A 22,480-nucleotide genomic window follows, 5' to 3' on the forward strand; every position below is an offset into this window, starting at 1 on the left:
GGATTTTAGATTGCCGCCAAAGGTTTTGATGTAATATCAAATCCATTGGTATCAGAATTATTCATTTCTATCTTCTCTCTTCTCCTCCTCTGTGTCCTCTGCGCCCTCTGCGGTTAAACCATCCCCAAAAAACCGTAACATATAAGAGGAAAAAACCAAGAAAATTCGCTCCATCACACACAACTTATGCCGATCGCTCATATCATTGGACTAGGAAAATCAGGAATTGCCGCCGCCAGACTGCTAAAACGCGAAGGATGGGAAGTAACGCTGAGCGATCGCTCATCTTCCCCAAACTTGCTCGAACAGCAACAGGAATTCGCTAACGAAGGAATTAATGTTGAGTTAGGTAAATCCTTTGAACCAGTCGAATCTATAGAATTAATAGTAGTAAGTCCGGGCGTTCCCTGGGACAGTCCAGCATTAGTGCGCGCCAGAGAGTTAGGGATTGAAACAATCGGAGAAATGGCTCTCGCGTGGCGTTACCTCAAATCTCCTTGGGTGGGAATTACCGGCACTAACGGCAAAACTACTACTACTGCTTTAATTGCGGCTATTTTTGCAGAGGCCGGGCTTTACGCTCCCGCTTGCGGCAATATTGGCTATGCTGCGTGCGAATTAGCTTTAGGCGAAAAACAGCCGGATTGGGTAATCGCAGAAATCAGCAGCTATCAGATAGAATCCTCGCCGTTTGTAGCGCCGCGCATCGGAGTTTTGACGACTTTGACGCCGGATCACCTCAGCCGCCACAAAACTTTAGAAAATTACTACAACATTAAAGCGCATTTGCTGAAAAAGTCGGAATTGCAAGTAATCAACGGCGACGATCCTTGTTTGCGGCAACAAGGAGTTGACATTTGGCCCGATGCGTGTTGGACGAGTGTCAAAGGTGAAAAAGATTTGTTGGGAAATACAGATTTTGGAGCCTATATTCAAGATGGTTGGGTAATAGCTCAAGGCGAGAAAATTCTGCCTGCTGATTCTTTGCGGATGGTGGGAGAACACAATTTGCAGAATTTGTTAATGGCGGTGGCGGCGGCTAATTTGGCGGGGATAGATAAAAGTGCGATCGCCCAAGCCATTGCCAAATTCCCCGGAGTTTCGCACCGCCTGGAACACATCTGCACTTGGGAAGGCATAGATTTCATCAACGACAGCAAAGCTACTAATTATGACGCCGCCCAAGTCGGGTTGGCTTCTGTTAGCGCACCGGCGATTTTAATTGCGGGCGGCGACGCCAAAGAAGGGGACGATCGCGCGTGGATTGATACAATCAAGGCGAAAGCTGCTGGGGTGTTGCTAATTGGGGATGCGGCAGGTATTTTTGCCGATCGGCTCGAACAAGCAAATTACAACGCTTGGGAAATAGTCGAAACAATGGAACGAGCAATCCCGCGAGCAGCAGAATTAGGCAGACAAAACAACGCTAAAGTAGTGCTGCTTTCCCCAGCCTGTGCTAGCTTCGATCAATACCAAAACTTCGAGCAACGGGGCGATCATTTCCGCCAATTATGCCTCGAATCCCTGATTTAACGAACATCAATCCTGTAGGGGCGGGTTCACCAACAATTTATGGCTAAAACCAATAATCTCGTAAACCCGCCCCCACCCAACAGACTAAAACCAATAATCTCGTAAACCCGCCCCCACTCAACTGTCAATCACAATCTACCGCTTTCAAGATACAAGAGGCGGGTTCACCAACATCTTTAATTGGCTAACCATAATCTTCATAAACCCCCCGTCCATACTGTCTTCCAAATATCCTTAATTCTAGCCTGCTCTTCCCATTCTAGCTCCTGAAAAGCTATCATTATCTCCTCATGAGTATAATCAATAATGATTGCCGCCAAATGAGCAGCGGTTTCCGCTTCCAGCATGGCTGTTTTTAACTTTGCCATTGCCTCTTTATCCATTAGCACTAAACTTTGAATATTGACCTCACTTTCATTTTAATTGTGTCTGCAAATGTCTTTTAATTGGCTCTGAAAATCAGCAATCTGAGCAGCACTTATTGTATCAGAATGCGACGACGATATTTTAAATTGGCTACAAAGCTGAGAGCGCAATTTTTCATCAATCTCCAGAATATTGCCTTGGGAAGCGACGTTTTTTTGCAACAAAATTGCGATTTCCCTTTCCAGTTGGCGATTTCCTTGCTGAAAGAAGTCTTGAGAGTTAGAACGAAACAAACCGCTATTGACTTGCTGAATTTGGCTCGGTGTCAGCGATTGAGCCGAGACAGCAGCCGGAAATGCCAAAGATGCTGCTAGCCACCAGCTATAAATTATCTGTTTGAGAATGCTGTTCATCACTGTCTGGAGGAGTTATCACCTCAGTTGGTTTCTCGTTTTCTGACTCGCTTGCTAATTCATCTTCTCGTTCAAGTTTTTCTTGCCACTCGACAAGCTGCTGAAAAAGTTTCGGGTTAATTTCAAATACGGGTTTGTTGGTTTCTGACATATTTACTCCTAACATTTATTACATTTAACTGGTTTCCGAACTCTGCCTGCGAACCGCTGTCCAGAGAATATGCCTCGTTTTTTCAACAGGAAAAGTGGAGGCATATCCTCCGGATATGCGTAACCAGGCAGAGCTTGGCAACGAGTAGAAAAACAAGTATGTCGATCGGAAGTTACGCTCCCACCTTCAGCAGCGACATAATTATGCCTGTTAATGAACCACCAAGCAAAGCTAAAGTAGCTAAGGTACTAATGCCAAATCCTGCCGCTCTTTTTTCGGCAGCTTGATAGTAACCCCAAGCAAACAAAATACGTCCAATTATCCAAACTGCGCCGATACCGGCGGCCCAAATTGGGCTGATAAATTGCGAGAACAGCCACAGCGAGGGCAAAAATAGAATCATTTGCTCTAAGGTATTTTGCTGAACTCGCACCACTCGCTCAAAGTCTGGGTTTCCTGTCATCTGCGGGGGAGAAACTTTATATTTGAATCTAGCTCTGCCGACGTTGATGGTAACAACGAAGTAGAGAATTAATGCTGAAACAGTAATTAGACTAGGCCAAAGTGTGGCGTTTGCTTCTGCGAGCATGATTCGGTATTATTGGGGTGGACTATATATAGCAATCCTCGCATCGTTTGTGTAATTATTGTAGGGGGCAAACCCCCCGTGGTTGCCCCATGAGGCCGAGGTAAGCAAAGAAAGGCATTACCCCTACATCTTTTTACGACTCCTGCAAGGATTGGTATATCTTGATTATAAATCAATTATTGCCGATCGCGTTATTCATCGCCATCCCGTCATTCAAGGCAGGGGATTTGATGCAACTGCTGGGTATTAGTGGCGCGACAATTGCTTTCGGATTCTGGGACATCCTCGAAAACTTGCTGGCTGGGATTTTGATTCTTTTGCTCGCACCTGCATAGGGATACCAGCCCCCGACTCTTGTCGTGAGTAGCCCAAATTTTAGACTTTTGTTCAACCTCCCAGATTCCTCAGTGTAGTCAATCTAAAATCTAAAATCTGTGGAGTAAATTTAAAATCTAAAATCTAAAATCTAAAATCGTGTGACGGATACAAGCCCCGACTTAAGGAGATTATTTTGCTCAACAATATTCGAGACAGTCTTAAATATTTCACTAGGAGCAGGATTCCTCGAGAGCATCTAAAGCAAATACGAGTTGACTTGTTGGAAGAATCAACCCTAAATATTAACTATCTTGTCTTAATTCTCGGTTCCTGTATAATTGCCACCTTTGGACTGCTTTCCAACAGTGCAGCCGTCATTATCGGTGCTATGATCGTTGCGCCTCTGATGTTGCCAATCCGAGGGTTAGCATTTGGAGCGGTAGAAGGTAACGTTATCATCTTCCGCAAAGGTTTAGTTGCATTAGCAGTCGGGACGGTGCTAGCAATTTTTTTAGCTTGTTTTCTGGGCGCTTTGGTACAAATTCCCGACTTTGGAAGCGAAGTTTTAGCTCGTTCTAAACCTACATTACTAGACTTGGGAATTGCGATCGCCGCTGGGGGAATCAGTGGCTATGCAAAAGTTCAGCCCAAAGTTTCTGCTACTCTGGCGGGAACGGCGATCGCCGTGGCTCTGATGCCACCAATTTGTGTTATAGGTTTAGGCTTATCTCAAGCTAATTGGTCGCTCAGCCTGGGAGCAAGCCTCCTGTATCTTACTAATTTGCTGGGAATTACTCTCTCCTGTATGCTAACCTTTTTGATGGCCGGCTACACCCCCCTGCATCGGGCCCGTAAAGCCATCTTTTGGGCGCTAGCATTGACGGCTATACTTGTAATTCCTCTGGGCGTGAGTTTTGCGGAATTGATCGAGCAAGCGCAACTTGAAGCTAGTCTGAAGCGGGCGTTGCTTAACCGAACTATTACTTTTCAACGGGTGGAACTGATTGCAACTGATACTAACTGGTTGACGAAACCGCCGGAAGTGCGTCTGATTGTTCGCAGCAGCGAAGCTTTGACACCCAAACAAGTCCAGCTTTTAGAAGCATTTGTCGAAAAAGAAATGGGTCAACCATTTACCTTAATTTTTCAAGTGAGTCAAGTTGAAGAAGTGCGGCGATCGACGCTGAATAAGTCCCGCTAAAAACCGAATCCTTAACTATTTTATTCCTAATTATATGACCCCAGAAGCTGTAATTAACCAAGTGACTATAGAGGGCAATCTGAAGCAATTTCTCTTAGTGCTATTAGTTTCCTTAAGTGTGGCGGTGCTGCCGCAAATATGGGGCTGGTTGCGCCAAATTCCCTACACGCTGCTTTTAGTAATTGTTGGGTTGGGTTTGGCTTTTATAGATGTGCGATTGGTGTCGCTATCGCCAAAACTGATTCTGTTGATTTTTTTGCCGCCTCTGTTGTTTGAAGCTGCTTGGAACCTGGAATGGCCTAAACTCAAGCGGGATTTAGTGCCGATCGCTCTTTATGCGGTTGTGGGTGTTGTTATTTCCGTTGCTGGCGTGGCTTTTGCTCTCAACCAAATAGCGGGAGTTTCTTTAGCGATCGCCCTGTTGGTAGGAGCTAGTATATCTGCTACAGATCCTGTTTCAGTTATTGCCTTGTTCCGGGAACTGGGAGTTGAAAAACGCCTAGCTTTGCTGGTGGAGGGAGAGAGTTTATTTAATGATGGCATTGCTATTGTTGCCTTTAGTTTTTTGGTGGGATTCTCTCTAGGGACTGATGAAGTTGGCATCCCAATTCTGATTGCGCGTTTCTTAGCTTTTGTGGGAATTGGGGTGGTTGTCGGCAGTTTAATCGGTTTTGGAGTTTCTTATCTGACTCAACCATTTGATTTACCTTTGGTGGAGCAATCGTTAACCTTAGTTTCAGCCTACGGCACTTATATAATTGTGGAGGAATTGGGTGGTTCTGGGGTGATTGGTGTGGTGGTGATGGGCTTGATATTTGGAAACTTCGGCTCTCGTATCGGTATGCAGCCCAGTACCAGACTTGCGGTGACACAATTTTGGAATTTTTTGGCGTTTTTTGTAAATTCGATCATGTTCCTGCTGATTGGCGATCAGATGAGGTTTGCTGATTTGGGAACGAATTTAGGAGTGATTGGCATAACTGTAGTGGCGATGTTTGTGACGCGAGCGATCGCTATTTTTGGTTTAGGATGGTTGAGCAATTGGTTAGGACACTCTGAAATTTCATTGCCCGATCAAACTGTAATTTGGTGGGGAGGATTGCGGGGTTCTGTCTCGATTGCTTTAGCTTTGAGCGTACCCCATGTTCTGCCCGATCGACCAAAAATTATTGCGATCGTGTTTGGTGTAGTTTTATTTACGCTGCTAGTACAAGGTTTAACCACCAAGGCGCTGCTGGAAAAACTGGGCTTGTTGAACAACCAGGAGTTGCGCCAGGAGTATCTGGAGGCGATCGCCCAACGTGTTGCTCTCAATCGGGTTCTCAAGCATCTATCTGAAGTATCGGGCGATCGTAAAATCGAGCCTGAGTTTTCCAATCATCTCGTGAGTCAGCTTCAAGAAAAATTAAACTTGCTGCAAGCAGGAATCAATCAAATGTACGATCGATCTCCTGAACTGCGGCAGATGACTATCGACAAACTCGAAGGGGATTTGGAGGCAATAGAGGCTGATACTTATGCTGAATTTGTGCGATCGGGTCAATTGAAGGAGCTGCCTGTTTCTGTGTTGCAGCAATGTTTTAAAGAGCGGAATGAGACAATTGTTTCTTAAAGCGAATTCGGTTGCAGGATAAACAGAAATAAGTTGTAAGCTGAAGTGCATTTAAATTGTTGTATAGTCAAATTTAAGAAAAGTCTTGTGGGTGGGCCATAAAGCCTGCCCAAAAATACAATTTAGATGCCCAACAGCTTAGGAATGAGAATTAAATAACTTCCACAAGTTTGTGTGTGGGATGGGCTCTTATAGCCCGTCATGAGTGGACGGGCTATAAGAGCCCATCCCACAATAACAATTAAAATTGTAAGTTATTTAATTCGCGAGCCTTACTATAACGAGGACGGGTTTTGGGCTTTCGACAGAAAGTATTGTTGGCAATCAAAAACAGTCCGAATTGTTGAGGGGCGGACATGGTATAATTCCTGATATTGTAGGGTGCGTCAGCCTCATAAATTTTTACAGTTATGTCAAAAATTGATCGAGCTGACGCACCCTACGAGAATTTGAATATGAGCTAGATCATAGAAAGATTAGGCAGAATTGGGTAAACTGAGATTAAGGTTACATAGGAGGTCAATTTAATGACCAATACTGCTCTCAATTTTAAGACTGCACCCGGACATGAAGTTCTGGCCGCGGCGGGTAAGAAAATGTTGAGGCCGGGGGGGAAACTTGCTACGGAACAGTTATTTGAATGGGCGGATTTTCAGCCTGGGGAGACTGTTTTGGAGTTGGCTGCTAGTTTTGGATATAGTTCGATCGCCCTTGTTGAACGTTTTGGCGTAAAAGTAGTGGGAGTTGAGAAAAATCCCGACAGTGTGGCCCGCGCTCGTGCTAATGTTGCAGCAGCCGGTTTGAGCGATCGAGTGGAAATTGTGGAAGGAGATATTTTTCACTTGGATCGGATTTCCCAACAGTTTGATTGGGTATTGGCTGAAGCTATTCTGACAATGCAGTCACCGTCGGGGAAAGCTAAAATTGTATCGGGAATTTGCGATCGTTTAAAACCAGGCGGCAAGTTTCTCTCTCACGAACTTTTAGCTAGAAACCGAGAATCAGAAATTCAAAAAGCTTTATCAGAAGTGACTCGGGCTAATTCAACGCCTTTGTCTGAGTCGGGCTGGATTGCTGCTTACCAAAAGGCGGGTTTGCAAGTAGAAAAGTGTCAAACCGGGGCGATGGGACTCCTAAATTTGTCGCGAATGCTGCAAGATGAAGGGTTTGTGGGTACTGTGCGGATTGTGTGGAATATTTTAAGTCGATCGCAAATTCGCGATCGTATCTTAGCAATGCGTCGAGTTTTCCAGCATTACCAACAGGATCTAGGCTACATCGTTATCTCTGCCAAAAAACAATCTTAACCGACTCAATCGATTTTCGATTTTCGATGGAAGAAAGTGAAGCCACTGATAAATTCGAGACTTGTGACCAAATTAATTAATTGTCAAAAACTATGACTACTACTCTTTTACCGCTACAATCTTCAGCAATCCAACTCCGAGACGCAATTGAATATCCCGCCGCCGGAGTGCTTAACAAAATTTTAGTCAAAGACAAAAATTGTCAGTACAGTTTATTTTGTCTGGCTGCAGGAACGGAAATTTCGGAACACTCTTCGGCAAGGAATGCCACAGTTAATGTCATCGAAGGAAAGGGTATTTTGACTCTTGAAGGCAAGGATATTGTTTTGGAACCGGGGGTATTTGTCTTCATGCCCGGTAAAGCTCTTCACGCTTTGAAAGCCGAAGAAAATTTGGCGTTTATTTTGACACTTTCCGAGGCTCATTAATTTCTGCAATATTGCTTGGGGGGCGGGTTTTATACTTGCCTAAAATCAATAATCTCATCAACCCGCCCCGATTCACAGTAGGGGCGGGTTTTACCAACCATAATTGCCTAAAATCAATAATCTCATAAACCCGCCCGATTCACAGATTGTCGGGGGCGGGTTTATGTAGATAGTGAGTTGCAGTCAAATATTGTTTGTGAAACCCGCACTACAAGAATTGGGATTTTAACATTTAGTCTATTTCTTCTCCAGAGGCGGTATCCTCCAATTTTTCCCAATCCAATACAATAATTTTACCGCCTCGACTGTAGGAGACAAACGGCTTGAGTTTCTTAAATAACCGCACGCATTCTTCGTAGGTAATTCCAATGCTGCGAGCGATTTGATAGTAGGGAAAACGTTTTTCTAAACATACACTATTATCAGCAAGCTTCGTACCTTGCTCGACGCCAAAGTAATGAATAAATCGGGCTAGTCGCACGATCGCCCTTTCCGACACCAACCCGTGCACAGTCTCGTGCAGTTGCTGCAACCGCTGATTAAAAACCGCCAATATTCGCAAAGCAATCTCAGGATTTTCCCGAATAGCTGCTAGCAAAAATTCCCGTTCTGTGGTAAGAACTTGCACATCAGTTTCTGCAGTCACCGTTGCGGGGGCAATGCCGTTGCCTAGCAAAGCAGGTGCAGCAAAAATATCTCCCTGAAACAAAGTGCGGAGAATTGTTTCTTTGCCCGCCGTCGCTGTTTTTGCAACCCGTAGAGAACCGCTCAAAAGAGTGTATAATTTTTCGGGGATGCGATCGCCCTCATACATCACAACTTCTCCCTGTCGGTAAGTGCGAATTGCTGTATGTTCTTGCAATCGCTCTAATTCAGTTTGGTTTAAGCTGGTAAATATTCCAATTTTAGCCAGTTGCTCAACAGTTGATTTCATACTTTTAACTCTACCCGCTCGGAGTCTATTTACAGTATAATAACGGTGAATTCAGAATATATCGAAACAAGCAGAGCCATCTACGAAAATGCAGAACCAGAATATCGGCGATATTATTTTGATGAGATAGCTGGCGGATTTGTGCTAATTCACCAACAACATAATCTTAATAATTCGGAAATCTTTATTGCTGAAGTTTTGGCTAAAATAGGGAAGAGAGTTAGAATGTTGAGCGAGCAAGCAGCAGAGGGTGTCAGAACGCCAGATGCTGAGATAGACGGTGAGATTTGCGAATTTAAGGAGTTGACAGAACAGACTCAAAACATCAGAGACCGAGTGCAAGAAGGCATCAGTAGAGCAAAAAAACAAGGTGCAGTAACGGTTATTTTTCACGTAAACCGAAAGAGTTACGAGTTTTGGAAGGTAAACGACGGCATCAGAAAAGCTTTTTATTGGGACGACACACAACGGATTCAGAGCATTATATTAGTATTCAATAGCGAAGAATCTCAAGAAATTACTAGGGAGGAATGGGAAAATGGAAGACGTTTTTAATGAGTTTGAAGAAATTATACAAAGAGGATTAAAAAATAATATGCCGCGAGATGCCAAATTGATAACTGTTGGGCAAATTCTTTATGCAGTTACCCGCGATGAGCTGACAAATAAAGAAGGTTGGCAGCTTGAAGCAATGCTGGGAGGCAGAAAAAACTGGGAAGAGGCACTTGAGTACAGCATTTTTGGCTATCCAGTAGATACAGAAATGCCATCTTTAGACAAACCTCTAATTATTGCCGGCAAAACTTTTCATTCTCGTTTGATGACGGGGACGGGAAAATATCGCAGCATCGCAGAAATGCAGCAAAGTGTCAACGCTAGCAGGTGCGAAATTGTGACTGTAGCTGTGCGGCGAGTGCAAACAAATGCTCCGGGGCATGAAGGATTGGCAGAGGCTCTCGATTGGACTAAAATCTGGATGCTGCCAAATACTGCCGGTTGTCAAACTGCGGATGAGGCGATTAGAGTAGCTCGTTTAGGGCGGGAAATGGCGAAACTTTTAGGGCAAGAAGACAATAATTTTGTCAAATTAGAAGTGATTCCCGATGCTAAATATTTGCTGCCCGATCCGATCGGCACTTTGGAAGCTGCAGAACAATTAGTCAAAGAAGGTTTTGCCGTTTTGCCCTACATCAATGCCGATCCCCTGCTGGCAAAACGCCTAGAAGAAGTCGGTTGTGCGACAGTCATGCCTTTAGGTTCGCCCATCGGTTCCGGGCAAGGGATCAACAATGCGGCCAACATTCAAATAATTATTGACACGGTGAAGGTTCCTGTGGTAGTCGATGCGGGTATCGGAACCCCCAGCGAAGCGGCGCGAGCAATGGAAATGGGAGCAGATGCACTGTTGATTAATTCGGCGATCGCCAATGCCCAAAATTCCCCGGCAATGGCAAAAGCAATGTCCATGGCAGCAGAAGCGGGGCGGATGGCGTACTTAGCAGGCAGAATGCCGATCAAAGATTACGCGATCGCCTCTTCCCCCCAAACAGGCACCGTCACATCCAAATAAATTCCTGAATTTTCCTGGGCGCTTTTTTGGTAGAGTTGTAAGCATCAAAAATATTAAGGATTGTGACTGATGCCTTACATCAAAGATGACGATGGACGCCTGAACAACTTTGCTAAAGAGCCGAAGGTGTATGAAGCCGTACCTCCCAACAAAAATCAGCAACGCAACTACATCATCATGGGTATTGCAGCAGCCATGTTAGTCGCCGGTTTGGTGTACGTGGCTGCCTCCGTCTGAAAACTGGCCTGAGACTCAAAGCTGCTTCAAATCGCAATTTTAAATAATCCTTCGAGAAACCATGTTTTCCTTTCCCAAGGAAACATGGTTTTTGTGTTTCAATACAAAGCAGGTAGTTGCGACAATCCTGAAGCGTGCCGAGCGAGCCCGAAAGCTAAATAAGACCAGCATAAATTTGGTGTTTTCCTCTCTGCTGTTGGGTTCAGGGACTTGGGTTGCAAATACTAACACGGGTTCGTCACTCACATAAAATTGCCAATTGAAAATCTACAATCCTTTAGTCATCACCGGTGCGATTGACAATTCCCGCATCCAGGATACCCGCCACGTGATTCATCCGTCCAGAAATAAAAAACCTGTATCCGAGAAACTTGCCGAACGTATTTATCTCGCGCAAGTCAAGGCTTCAATCTAAAATCTAAAATCTAAAATCTAAAATCGATTGACTGCCTTTGGGGCGCAAGTTGTGAGTTATGAGCGATCGAGATTTCAACTTTCAACTCTACAATCTAAAATCTACAATCCAAAATCTAAAATCTAAAATCTAAAATCGGCTGATCCTGATGTCTATTCCTTCCCAAAAAGTTTCTAGCTCGAACAAGCTGATCTACCAACGCTTGAAACAGGCGATCGACCTCAATTTACGCCGTCAAATTTTTATTGCCGCCTGCGACGACTTGTGCTTGCGAGACTGTCTGGCAGCCCGCTTGCAGACAGAATTAGCCGCAGAGAGCGCAGGCTCCGATCCTCGCTCCCCGATCGACTACCCCCGATTTGTCAGCTTGGAACTCGACTTGAGCGATCCAAATCCTTGGGGTTCGATCGCCGCGTGGCTGACTCAACACCCACCGCCCCAAAACAGGGGCAGCTACAGCCCTTTGCCGGGATTTCAAATTATCGGGGCAGAACACCTGACAAGGCAGTCAGCAGCCGTGCAGTGGTCGTTCCTGAGCTATTTGAGAGACATCGAAGCAAACCTGCAAATGTGCGAGTCTACTCTGTTGCTGTGGGTGTCGCGCCCCTGGCTGAGTTCGATCGAGCAATCGGCCCCAGAATTTTGGCACTGGCGAACCGGAGTATTTGAGTTTGAAGGCGAACCAACTCCAGCTAAGGAAGACTTCGGGCACTTTGAGGACTTCGGAAACTCAGGAGACTTGCGAAACCTGCGCGACAGCGGAGACTTTGGCAACAAACTTTTAATATCTTCTTTGTCTGGACAATCCCCAATTCCCGACGAACAATTCCCAATTTCCTATCCCCCGTCTCCAGCCCCTGATTCTAAATCCGTCCAACTGGCAGATGAGGAACAATCCCCAATTTCCTATCCCCCGTCTCCAGCGCCTGATTCTAAATCCGTCCAACTGGCAGATTTGGTTTTAGCAGCAGCTTCTGAGGATTTGGCAGCCGAAAATAATCCCGCATCAGAGGAGAATTTTCTGCCGCTGCAAACCCTGCAATACATCGAACTGCTGCAAGAACATCAGTGTTGTTGTGAAGCATTAGCTTTGGCTTATCACGGTTTGGGAAATTACTACCGCGATCGCATTCTGGGCGGAGACATTTCAGAGCAAAACCTGACCATCGCCATTGGTGCGATCGAACAAGTGATTGCGTATCTCGAAGTTGACAGCAAGTCGCAGCAAAATCAACCACTAACTGAGGAATGCGCGCGGCTGATTGCCCAATTGACACAAAATTTAACTCAGTACGCCCAGGAGTCCCACAGCCTACCGCCAATTTCCGATCTGCTCAACGATCTCGGCACTCTCTACTGGATGCTATCGCGCGATCGCACGCAGCATAACGCCTCAGATCCAGTATCCAGCCTTGAACGCAGCATCGCCCTCTACCTTGAAGGTTTGAACCGAACAGATGCCGAAACCGTACCCCAAACCCGCGTTAGATTAAACAAAAATTTGGGAATCGCCTCGGCAGATTTAGCTCGCTATCGAGACAAGACAGAGAACTTGCAGCACGCAGTTGCAGCTTACCAACAAGCGCTGCTGGATCTCGATCCCGCCGTGGAGCCCCAGCAGTACGCTGCAGCTCAGAATAATTTGGCGACAGCATACTGGAATTTAGCTCAAGATGGTGAGCCGATCGTATATCTCAAAAGCGCGATCGCAGCTTACACCCAAGCCCTCTCCTGTTACAGTCCCGAACGAGAACCCCTCAACTATGCCGGAGTGCAAAACAACCTCGGTACCGCCTGCTGGAACCTCGCCCAGCACCAACCCTCAGAACCCCTGCTAGTCAGGGCGATTTCCGCCTACCGCGAAGCATTGAAATACCGCACCCGCGAATTAGTACCCGCAGCAGCAGCAGCCACCTACAACAATCTCGGTACCGCTTATTGGCATTTGGCGAACCAGTTTCAGCAGAAACAGGCGCGGACGGAATCATTGCAGCAGGCGATTACCGCCTACGAAGCCGCCTTGGATATCGCCGGAAAGCTCGATCGAACCCAACTCACCTTTGACGCCTTGGCCGCCCGCAACAATCTCGGACTAGCCCACTATCAACTAGCCACCGACCCAGATTTCGCCACTAACAAAGTCGCACAGACAAGCCATCTAGAAGCAGCACTGCACCACCAGTTGCAAGTGTGCGCCGAATGGGGACAATATCTCAATGACAAAGGGTTAATATATGGGGATAAACTCAACCTGCAAGCCACGGCAAACTCCCAAGCTGCTGATTCCCGGCAAACAGCATTGAGCTATATTGTCAAAACGATTAGAGCTTTCTATAGTGAATGTGGGCTGCCAGGCCAAAATTTAGCCTTATCCAAAGTTCCCGGAGATTTATTGCCCGAAATCTTGCGTAGGTTATAAATATGGCTATAACTATTAAAAGCTCAATTTTTTCGAGATTTGTATCCAGTTTTCTATTATTATGGCTGAATATTCTTGCCTAATTCTTCAAGCAAACTTGTGGTCATGGCCCCTGTAAAAATTCTTGTGGTTGATGACGACCCGGCAATCCGAAATTTAATTCACCGTTTTTTGAGCCAGCAAGGTTATCAAGTTGAGTCTGGCGAGGACGGTCAGACTGGTCTGGAATTATTTGAGCAACTCAATCCTGACTTAGTAGTTCTAGATGTAAATTTACCTGATACAACTGGCTATAAACTGTGTCAAGAAATGCAAAGACGCACGGGCGTGTTTGTGTTGATGCTGACTGCCCGAACCGATGAAGCTGACAAAATGAAAGGGTTTGCCGAAGGTGCTGACGACTACATTACTAAACCTTTTAGTCTTGTAGAGATTGGAGCTCGCGTTGCAGCAATTTTGAAGCGTAAACGCATTGTTACTCCCGCGGAACAACAAAGTCTTACTTTTGGAGAGCTACTAATAGATCCGGTTCGCCGCGAGGTAATTCTCGGCAGCCAGATAGTTGCTTTGACTGCTTTAGAATTCGACCTGCTGTACTGTTTGGCTAGCAAACCCGGTCGCGTGTGGAGGCGATCGGAATTGCTGCATGAAGTGTGGGACTACGAGTATGTAGGAGCCGATCGCGTGGTGGATGTTCATATCGGTCAAATTCGCCGCAAAATTGAACTAGATCCCAATCAAATGCCGATGATTCAAACCGTCAGGGGGGTGGGTTACAAGTTTGAGCCAACAACCTAGTAGCATTCGCCGGCACGTCCGTCGGCACACCAGGCAGAAGGCAGTATAGGGGCGGGTTCACCAATATCTCTGATTCACATCCTCGATATTTGTAAACCCGCCCTCCCCACACAAGAATTCAGATCGATCGAGTATCTGATTGTTTTTTCTGCAAATACTCGCCCACTTCTCGTGCACGCTCAAAACCCCTTCGCACGCAATCTCCCAAAGCCACGCCGCCAACGTAGTTACTGCACAAATACACCCCCGGCAAAGATTTTAAGCCCTCATCGATTTGTTGCAGGCGATCGAAATGCCCCAAATTGTACTGAGGAATCGCCCGCTTCCACACATTCACCGCTAAAACTTTTGGCTGTGGCACATCTGGTTTCAGCAAAATCCGAGACAAATCTCGGTGCACCTCCCGAACGATTTCTTCTGAGTCGAGATTGCCAATTTCCGAGTCTGTTGCCCCGCCGATGAAACTGGTGAGAGTGTGCCAGCCTGCAGGCGTGCGATCGGCAAATAAACTTGATGTCCAAATCGTCCCCAGAGTGCGAATTCCCTGCCCCCTCGGAATTAAATTTCCAAAACCTACTAATTTACTCTTGACATCTGAGTGCGGATATGCTAAGACAACGCAGGCAACCGTAGGATAAGTAAAAGCTTGTAAAGCAGTGCTAACTTCTGGTTGCAGAGGCTGCAACAAATCGGCTGTAACATAAGCCGGCGTGGTCAAAACCACGGTACGCGCCTCAACTTCCTGCTGTCCGTCGGGCGTCGAGAATACAGCAATGTAAGTTTCGCGTTCTGTACGATCGAGGCGAGTCAGATGCCAGTTGAGTTTCAGTCGATCGCCCAATTCAGCAGCGATCGCCTCTGGCAAAGCTTTCAACCCCTGTTTAAACGAACCCAACTCCCCCGGCCTAGTTTTAGGAACATTCGGGTCTGCAACAGTCTTTAGCCCCCCCTTGGTAAGGGGGGGTTGGGGGGGTCTTTTCCTAGCAGAAAGCAGCGCCCCCGCCACCAGCCCGCCACCCAGATCGGCCATCTTTGCTACCCGGCCAAAAGCCGCCGCTGCGCTAAGTTGTTGCGGATCGCCCGCATAAACCCCAGAAACAAAAGGTTCCACCAACCGCTGCATCACTTCCGTCCCCAGATGACGGCGGAAAAATTGAGAAACAGTTTCCTCGTTACCCTGCTGCGAAAGTCCAGCGCCCATTGCCGGCGCGACAAACCCCAAAGCCCCGAACAACGCCCGCAGTTTTCCCGGAAAACTCAGTAACTGAGACTGAATCATCGCCGGTGGAGTCATCGGCACCGGTTGCAGCTTTTTTTGCCAATACACAAAACGAGGCAATTTGCGATCGGCAAAAATCAACTCCTGCTTCAATCCCACATCCACAGCCAACTTCATCAATTCTGGCGTCGGCGAAAAACTGTTCGGGCCCTCCTCCCAGAGAAACCCCCCCGCTGTCACAGTGGTGATGTTCCCGCCCACACGTCCCTGACTCTCAGCGACTAAAATCTTCAGCGAGGATGGACTCGTTGCTTCCTTGTGAAGTGCGTGCGCCAAACTCAAACCGCTAATACCCGCACCCACAATCAAGGTATCTAATAGTTCCATATTACATAGAAAAATATCGCAATCTTTATGTTACATGGCTTTGCACGGCTTGCGTTCTTTGCTGGGCGTACTGCCAAACCGCTTTCAGATTACCGAATTGGGAATTGGGAATCGGGAATTGGGAATCGGGAATTGGGAATTGGGAATCGGTAAGCTGTCGGGCATTTCTGAAGCATTTTTCTCGCAGGTTGTGGATTAGCCTCTGCCCACCTCCCCGTCTCCCCGTCTCTCGATCTCGCTTTTGTATCCGCTGGGTCTGCTTTAAAAAAAGAGCATCTGCTTTAATTAAGCTATATTCCCAAAAATACTATTTGTTTAAAATTTTTGTATTATAGGGAACAGCGCCGAAAATTGCACCGGGAAACGCAGCAGTACAGTGTCCAAAAAGATTTGACTGGGTTAAACTAACTTTAGGAAAATTGGAGAGCTTAAGCAAGTCAGCACCCCGCTCGGAAGAGATGGGGCTTTATGCCCTAATCAAAAGACATAGTTGACCAGCTATCGTCTTAACTGATTAGGTTATCAAAAATATGGGTGTAGCTCAAGCTGCTATGAGATAGCGGGTGAAATATTTGAAACGGTAATTGTTCCGTGGAAAGTAGATCGCAAAAGTACCAAGTGACCAAGTAGCCCTGTGTAGTAATAATCAATATTCAAGGCGGTTAAAACTGCCTGATGAGTGCTACCTCGATCGGTCTACTCACATCTTGCACCATTCTCGCTTAACAGGCTTTCCGGCTTGTTCCACAAAGATTTAATTTCTTGTGGGTTTGGCATCCTGCCCGCTCATAAAAGCTTATTGAAAATGGTGCAACATATGAGCCTAAAGACACGAGGTTTCCATAATACTAAGCTTTTCTCATGAAAAAATACCCATGCAGGAAGTTATCAACTCGTTTCAGTCTTTTTTCTCTAACTCTGTTGATGCTTTCCTAGAGTGCGATCGACAGCAAAAGTACCTATCGATAAATCCAGTCGCTGCTGCTTGGATGGGATTGGATCCGGCTGAAATAGTCAACAAAACTAATCAGGAATTATTAAAATTATATCCCAATAATGCTGCTGTCAAAAATATAATCTCGCAGATTGATTCTTGCCTGCAACAAGTATTTATTACCGGGGAAAAACGGCTGGCAATTCATGAGGTGACGACGGCAGACGGCGGGATTAAAATTTACGAAACTGCTTACACGCCAGCGGTGGATGCCTCTAGCAAGCAGATGCGGGTTTTGGGCGTCGGTAGAGATATCACCAGGCATTACCGCTGGCAGCAGCAGAAAACTCAACAGTTGCGCCGATCGAACCATTTACTGTGGTTGAATGCAGCTAACAGTCCGCTGGCAATGGTAGGCTGGGATGAAGATTTTCGGATAGTTCAATGGTCGAAACGCGCCGAAGAAATCTTTGGCTGGACATCCGATGATATGATGGGCAAGCAGTTCGGCGATTTGGCTTTGGTTTGCGAGGAAGATAGAGAGGCTGTAAGCGCGATCGAGCTTGAACTAGCCACTGGCAACGGCAATACTTCAATTAACCGCAACTATACTAAAAGCGGACAGGTAATTTGGTGTCGCTGGTTCAACTCGATTATTCGCAGCGGCGACACTTTTACTGTGCTTTCTTTGGTGGAAGATATCACCGATCGCAAACGGTTGGAAGCAGAAAAAGCCCAAGCTTCTCGCCTCACAGCAATGGTAGCCGATGTGGGTATTGCCCTCACCAGACACCCTCAAGATATCCTGCTTCCCTGCTGCGAGGCACTGGTGCGAAATCTCGATGTCACTTCGGCGGAAATTTGGACTTTCAACACTCAACATAATGTTTGCCAATTGCAAGCAGTATCGGGAATATACAGCCGCACAGACGATCGCGCTAGCTTTATTGAAAGTAAGGTTAACTCGATCGCCAAACAGCAAAAACCAGAGTTTGACTGCGGATTTGAACTGAACAATTTTGGACTCCCAGAGGAAGAATCCCCGAAAGCAACAGAGGCGCAAAAGTCCGAAGTAGCCATTATCAACACCAGTCAAAAGCCGACAAATTGCCAAATTCCCAACCAAATTATAACCTTCGCCGGCTACCCTTTGATAGTCGAAGAACGGTTGGTGGGAGTCATGGTAATTATCAGCCGCCAGCCGCTGAGTGCACCTTTTCAGGAAACTTTAGCATCGGTTGCTGATGTCATCGCTTTAGGCATCGAACGCAAGCGTGCCGAAGCTGAATTACAATCAGCGAGAGGGTTCCTCAATTCCGTAGTAGAAAATCTGCCGGTGGGAGTTTTTGCTAAAGATGCTTCTTCGCTGAAATTTGTGCTGTGGAATAAAGCGGGAGAAACGATCGCAGGTGTTACCTCTGATGAGGCGATCGGCAAAAATGACTACGATATTTACCCCAAAGAACAAGCTGATGTTTTTACTGCTCAAGACAGGGAAATATTGACAGGCGATCGCAACCAATCTAATGTTAAAGACATAGCCGAAGAGCCGATCCAAACTCGCCACAAAGGTATGAGAATACTGCACACCCGCAAAGTGCCAATTCTCGACGCCGCAGGCCGTCCTCAGTACGTTTTGGGGATTACTGAAGATATTACCGAACGCAGGCAGGTAGACGAAAGCGTGCGCCTCTACGACCAAATTGTGGAGAATATGCAAATTGGTTTGTACGTCTACCATTTAGAAAATATAGACGATGATAGCACTCTCAGGGCGATCGCCTCCAATCCTGCAGCTACCCTATTTACCGGATTAGAAATGGCTGATGTTTTGGGAATGACAATCGACGAGATTTTTCCCCACCTGCGATCGAAAAACATTCCCCAAGCATTTGCTTCGGTAATTCGCACCCAGAAAGCCGTAGAACTTGAAGATATTGACTGCGATGAAGGGGGTCGAATAACTCGCGCTTTTTCTATTAAAGCTTTTCCATTACCCAACAACTGCGTCGGTGTTGCTTTTGAAAACATTACTGCTCGCAAGCGCCTAGAACTAGAACTGCAGGTAGCTTTGGAAAAAACCGAACGTTCCGAACAATTCCTGCGTACAGTTATAGACAAAACCAGCGACTGGATTTTTGCCAAAGACAAAAATTTTTGCTATATTTTGGTCAACAATAGTTTCGCTCGATCGATTGGTAAAACAGTCGAAGAAATCCTTAGCAAATCTGATTTAGACTTAGGGTTTTCAGTAGAGCTAGTGTTTGGAAATTCTGCCAAAAATATCCGAGGCTTCCGCACAGACGACTCTGCTGTACTGGCAGGCGAAATTATCCACAATCCCTGCGATATGGCTACTGTTGCAGACGGTTCAGTACATATTTTGGACACCCAAAAACTTCCCCTGCGCGACGCTGAAGGCAATGTATTTGCAGTGCTAGCTTTCGCTCACGATATTACAGAAAGACATGAATCGGAAGCAGCTTTGCGTAGAAGTGAATCAAGATTTAGGTCTTTGGTAGCTAATATTCCCGGAGTGGTTTATCGCTGGAAGTGCGATTTTTCGACTAATTTTATTAGCGATGCCGTTTACTTATTAACTGGCTACCATGCGGCAGATTTTATTTGGGTTTTGGACAGGAGAAGCCGGACTTTTGCTAGTATTATTTACCCGGAAGATTTGGCAAAAGTAGAAGAAACTATTCGGCAAGGCATAGAAAACAAAGAGTCTTATAACTTGGAATACCGCTTGCTCGCAGCAGACGGCACGGTTAAATGGGTTTGGGATAAGGGTTCTCCTGTGTTCGACGCAGAGGGAAACGTTTGCTATTTGGACGGGGTGATTTTTGATATTAGCGATCGGTACTACGCAGAGGAAGCATTGCGCCAAAAAACTTTAGAGTTAGAAGCTGTTTTTCGCGCTTTACCTGATTTGTATTTTCGACTAGATGCTGACGGTAAAATCGTGGATTATTTGTCAGGAACTTCCTCGGTTTTATACGTGCCTCCCGAACATTTTATTGGTCAACGAATGACAGACATATTGCCACACAATGTCGCCTGCCAATTTACCCAAGCAATCTTTGAAGTTTCCGAAACAAGAAATTCCATCGATATAGAATATTCGCTTTCCATGTCGGAAGGAGAAACAACTTATGAAGCCCGACTGTTGCCGTTTAATTCAGATCAGATTATTATTCTAGCTCGCAATATTACCAAGCGCAAACAAGCCGAAGCTCAATTAAAACATAAAAATCGCCAGCTAGAGCAAACATTGAAACAATTAGGCCGGACTCAAGCTCAACTAATTCAAGCGGAAAAAATGTCTGGTTTGGGACAGCTAGTGGCGGGAATTGCTCACGAAATCAATAATCCTGTTAGTTTTATTTACGGTAATATCACTTACGCTAGTGAGTATGCCAAAAACTTGCTGCAACTGTGCAGTTTGTACCAAGCACACTACCCGGAACCTGTGGCGGTTATCCAAGAATTGGCAGAAGAAATAGAACTGGAATTCATGAAAGAGGATTTCCCGCACCTGCTGAGCTCAATTCAAACCGGAGCAGATAGAATTCGCCAAATAGTTCTGTCTTTGCGTAACTTTTCCCGCCTGGAAGAATCCGATCTTAAGCGTGTTAATATTCACGAAGGAATAGACAGTGCTCTGTTGATTTTGCAACACAAGATTAAAGAAAATGGCAGAAATCGTCCTATTCAAATAGTTAAAGAATATGGGAAACTGCCGCAGATACAGTGCTACGTGGGACAGTTAAATCAAGTGTTTATGAATATTTTAAATAATGCTGTTGATGCTTTAGCAGATGTCAGGCAGCGGAAGTTGGAATTGTCTAGTTATTCGGAAGAGGAGCGGCAAGATTTTCCTAGTTTACCTTTAAGTTGCGCGGCATTGCCGTGGATTCGGATTCGCACGGAGTTGCTGGAGAACAATCGGGTGGCGATCGTAATTTCAGATAACGGGTATGGCATGGCAGAGCCTGTTAAGTGTCGGGTATTTGACCCGTTTTTTACTACTAAACCAGTAGGCAAAGGTACAGGTTTGGGACTGTCTATCTCCTATCAGATTGTGGTGGAAAGACACGGAGGGACGCTGCATTGCATTTCCGCGCCTGGAGAGGGAACTGAATTTGCGATCGAGATTCCAATTCGGCAGAGGTAATTAGTCATTGGTAATTGGTAGTTGCACCAGAAAAATGATAATCTAATTAAAGGTTCTAAAAGTCAGGAATATTAGCATGGTATACAAAAACATACATACTTCTAGTGCCGTTGCCAAACAAATTAAAGAAGAAGAAGATAATGATGATGATTCCTATGTTGACTATTTTTATGACGATCAGGGGGCTCCGCCGGGAACTCTCGACTTAGAACCCGATGCGCCGCCTCCGGAGATTGTATTAATTGACTATTGCGACACAGCAGCTACTCGCGCCCACTTGGCAAATCCTCAAAAAGCGGCTGCGTATTTAGATACAGCATCTGTTTCTTGGGTTGATATGTTGGGATTAGGAAACAAAGAAACTTGGCGGCAAATGGCCGAAGTATTTAATTTGCACGTAATGGCTCAGGAAGATGTAGTTAATGTTCCCCAGCGACCGAAAGTAGTAGACTATGAAGAACATCTTTTAATCATTGCTTGGATGGTGATGCTGCATCCAGAATCAGATACTTTTCATAAAGAACAAGTAAGTTTTATTTTGGGCAAGCATTACCTGCTAACTGTTCAGGAAGAACCGGACTATGATTGTTTTGAACCAGTGCGCGATCGCATTCGTAAAGGACAAGGAATGATTCGCAAACACGGCGCAGATTATCTGGCTTATACTCTGTTAGATTCGATTATAGATGGATTCTTCCCTGTATTAGAAGTTTACGGAGAGCGCATTGAAGAATTAGAGGATGAAGTGGTGGTGAACCCCACCCGCAAAACCCTGGAAAAAATCTATAAAATCCGGCGAGAATTGCTGACGCTGCGCCGCGCCATTTGGCCGCAGCGGGATGCAATTAATGTTTTGATTCGAGATAGTAGTGATTTGATTAGTCCAGAGGTGCGAATTTACCTGCGGGACTGTTACGATCACACGGTGCAGGTGATGGATATGGTGGAAACCTATCGAGAGTTGTCTTCTGGTTTGATGGATGTTTACTTGTCTTCGGTTGGTAATAAAATGAATGAAATCATGAAATTGCTGACGGTAATTTCGAGTATATTTATTCCTCTAACTTTTGTGGCGGGAGTATACGGGATGAATTTCAATACAGAGAAATCGCCCTTGAATATGCCGGAGCTGAATTGGTATTTTGGCTATCCGCTGTGTTGGGCTGTTATGGTAGGAATCGCATCTGGTTTAGTTTACTTTTTCTGGCGCCGCGGCTGGTTTGATAATTTTTCTACTATCAAAGATGACTCATTAAAGTAACCGAATTGAAGATTTGAGATTGGGTATTAAAGATTGAAGAATTCAAAATCCTGTTAGGTGAAAAGGTTTCCTGCCCCTAGTTGAATCCGTGCGATAAATCCTTGGATGATAATTGCCAACTTTTGTGCCCCCTGATTCATCCGTGAGTGATTTTAAGGGAGTTGCAGGGAAATTTACAGCATATTCCATATATGTGTAGTACAGAGAAACC

Annotated in this window: 20 protein-coding genes; 14 read left to right on the forward strand and 6 right to left on the reverse strand. The window is 45.6% G+C overall.

Going from position 1 to position 22,480, the window contains the following annotated elements; all coding sequences use genetic code 11:
• The first annotated feature begins 186 nt into the window (after positions 1 to 186).
• Entirely contained in the window at positions 187 to 1,533 is a 1,347-nt protein-coding gene (murD, locus tag QUA88_RS15625; RefSeq protein WP_333051381.1) for a UDP-N-acetylmuramoyl-L-alanine--D-glutamate ligase, read from the forward strand.
• Between the two features lie 197 nt (positions 1,534 to 1,730).
• Here murD and QUA88_RS15630 read toward each other — a convergent pair whose 3' ends face one another.
• From QUA88_RS15630 to QUA88_RS15645, 4 genes are all read right to left on the reverse strand, one after another.
• Positions 1,731 to 1,916: a hypothetical protein gene (locus QUA88_RS15630; protein ID WP_333233722.1), complete on the reverse strand. Its 186-nt coding sequence runs from the start codon at positions 1,914 to 1,916 to the stop codon at positions 1,731 to 1,733.
• A 36-nt stretch (positions 1,917 to 1,952) separates the two neighbouring features.
• Positions 1,953 to 2,312, reverse strand: coding sequence for a hypothetical protein (locus tag QUA88_RS15635; RefSeq protein WP_333051385.1), 360 nt, complete (start codon positions 2,310 to 2,312; stop codon positions 1,953 to 1,955).
• Entirely contained in the window at positions 2,281 to 2,463 is a 183-nt protein-coding gene (locus tag QUA88_RS15640; RefSeq protein ID WP_333051386.1) for a hypothetical protein, read from the reverse strand. Before QUA88_RS15640 ends, QUA88_RS15635 begins: the two co-directional genes overlap by 32 nt.
• A 172-nt stretch (positions 2,464 to 2,635) precedes the next feature.
• Positions 2,636 to 3,052, reverse strand: a complete 417-nt coding sequence (locus tag QUA88_RS15645) for an MAPEG family protein (protein WP_333051388.1) — start codon at positions 3,050 to 3,052, stop codon at positions 2,636 to 2,638.
• A gap of 161 nt (positions 3,053 to 3,213) precedes the next feature.
• On the opposite strand from QUA88_RS15645, the gene QUA88_RS15650 reads away from it, so the two are divergent.
• The 5 genes from QUA88_RS15650 to QUA88_RS15670 all read left to right on the forward strand — a co-directional run bounded on the left by QUA88_RS15650 (position 3,214) and on the right by QUA88_RS15670 (position 7,918).
• Positions 3,214 to 3,387: a hypothetical protein gene (locus QUA88_RS15650; RefSeq protein ID WP_333051389.1), complete on the forward strand. Its 174-nt coding sequence runs from the start codon at positions 3,214 to 3,216 to the stop codon at positions 3,385 to 3,387.
• A 260-nt stretch (positions 3,388 to 3,647) separates the two neighbouring features.
• Complete coding sequence (locus tag QUA88_RS15655; protein ID WP_333210946.1) at positions 3,648 to 4,571, forward strand: DUF389 domain-containing protein; 924 nt, start codon at positions 3,648 to 3,650, stop codon at positions 4,569 to 4,571.
• Between the two features lie 34 nt (positions 4,572 to 4,605).
• The gene (locus QUA88_RS15660) at positions 4,606 to 6,183 is read left to right on the forward strand and encodes a sodium:proton antiporter (protein WP_333051392.1); all 1,578 of its coding nucleotides are present in this window, start codon (positions 4,606 to 4,608) and stop codon (positions 6,181 to 6,183) included.
• Between the two features lie 527 nt (positions 6,184 to 6,710).
• Positions 6,711 to 7,490, forward strand: coding sequence for a class I SAM-dependent methyltransferase (locus QUA88_RS15665; RefSeq protein WP_333051394.1), 780 nt, complete (start codon positions 6,711 to 6,713; stop codon positions 7,488 to 7,490).
• A 92-nt stretch (positions 7,491 to 7,582) separates the two neighbouring features.
• Positions 7,583 to 7,918, forward strand: a complete 336-nt coding sequence (locus tag QUA88_RS15670; protein ID WP_333051396.1) for a cupin domain-containing protein — start codon at positions 7,583 to 7,585, stop codon at positions 7,916 to 7,918.
• Positions 7,919 to 8,150: 232 nt separating this feature from the next.
• Here the strand turns inward: QUA88_RS15670 and QUA88_RS15675 are convergent, their stop codons facing one another.
• A complete protein-coding gene (locus tag QUA88_RS15675) occupies positions 8,151 to 8,852 on the reverse strand; it encodes a Crp/Fnr family transcriptional regulator (protein ID WP_333051397.1) in 702 nt (233 codons plus the stop codon).
• Between the two features lie 45 nt (positions 8,853 to 8,897).
• Between QUA88_RS15675 and QUA88_RS15680 the strand changes: the two genes are divergently transcribed.
• The 5 genes from QUA88_RS15680 (at position 8,898) to QUA88_RS15700 (ending at position 14,291) form a co-directional block, all read left to right on the forward strand.
• Complete coding sequence (locus QUA88_RS15680; RefSeq protein WP_333051398.1) at positions 8,898 to 9,407, forward strand: CdiA C-terminal domain-containing protein; 510 nt, start codon at positions 8,898 to 8,900, stop codon at positions 9,405 to 9,407.
• A gap of 208 nt (positions 9,408 to 9,615) precedes the next feature.
• On the forward strand, positions 9,616 to 10,422 hold the full coding sequence (locus QUA88_RS15685) for a thiazole synthase (protein ID WP_333051818.1): 807 nt from the start codon (positions 9,616 to 9,618) through the stop codon (positions 10,420 to 10,422).
• Positions 10,423 to 10,491: 69 nt separating this feature from the next.
• Positions 10,492 to 10,659 (forward strand): photosystem II assembly protein Psb34, encoded by a 168-nt coding sequence (gene psb34 / locus QUA88_RS15690; protein ID WP_106333461.1) that lies wholly within the window; start codon positions 10,492 to 10,494, stop codon positions 10,657 to 10,659.
• A gap of 563 nt (positions 10,660 to 11,222) precedes the next feature.
• Positions 11,223 to 13,493, forward strand: coding sequence for a hypothetical protein (locus tag QUA88_RS15695; RefSeq protein WP_333051400.1), 2,271 nt, complete (start codon positions 11,223 to 11,225; stop codon positions 13,491 to 13,493).
• A 105-nt stretch (positions 13,494 to 13,598) separates the two neighbouring features.
• Positions 13,599 to 14,291, forward strand: a complete 693-nt coding sequence (locus QUA88_RS15700; protein WP_333051401.1) for a response regulator transcription factor — start codon at positions 13,599 to 13,601, stop codon at positions 14,289 to 14,291.
• A 118-nt stretch (positions 14,292 to 14,409) separates the two neighbouring features.
• On the opposite strand, the gene hemG is transcribed toward QUA88_RS15700, so the two are convergent.
• Complete coding sequence (gene hemG / locus QUA88_RS15705) at positions 14,410 to 15,897, reverse strand: protoporphyrinogen oxidase (RefSeq protein WP_333233721.1); 1,488 nt, start codon at positions 15,895 to 15,897, stop codon at positions 14,410 to 14,412.
• Positions 15,898 to 15,931: 34 nt separating this feature from the next.
• On the opposite strand from hemG, the gene QUA88_RS15710 reads away from it, so the two are divergent.
• The 3 genes from QUA88_RS15710 (at position 15,932) to corA (ending at position 22,269) form a co-directional block, all read left to right on the forward strand.
• On the forward strand, positions 15,932 to 16,096 hold the full coding sequence (locus tag QUA88_RS15710; protein ID WP_333210952.1) for a hypothetical protein: 165 nt from the start codon (positions 15,932 to 15,934) through the stop codon (positions 16,094 to 16,096).
• 676 nt (positions 16,097 to 16,772) lie between these two features.
• The gene (locus QUA88_RS15715; RefSeq protein ID WP_333210954.1) at positions 16,773 to 21,008 is read left to right on the forward strand and encodes a PAS domain S-box protein; all 4,236 of its coding nucleotides are present in this window, start codon (positions 16,773 to 16,775) and stop codon (positions 21,006 to 21,008) included.
• 76 nt (positions 21,009 to 21,084) lie between these two features.
• The gene (corA, locus tag QUA88_RS15720) at positions 21,085 to 22,269 is read left to right on the forward strand and encodes a magnesium/cobalt transporter CorA (protein ID WP_333051405.1); all 1,185 of its coding nucleotides are present in this window, start codon (positions 21,085 to 21,087) and stop codon (positions 22,267 to 22,269) included.
• Positions 22,270 to 22,480: the final 211 nt, after the last annotated feature.

Origin of the sequence: Microcoleus sp. D3_18_C2 (assembly GCF_036702395.1) — a bacterium.
Taxonomy (GTDB): Bacteria; Cyanobacteriota; Cyanobacteriia; order Cyanobacteriales; family Microcoleaceae; genus Microcoleus.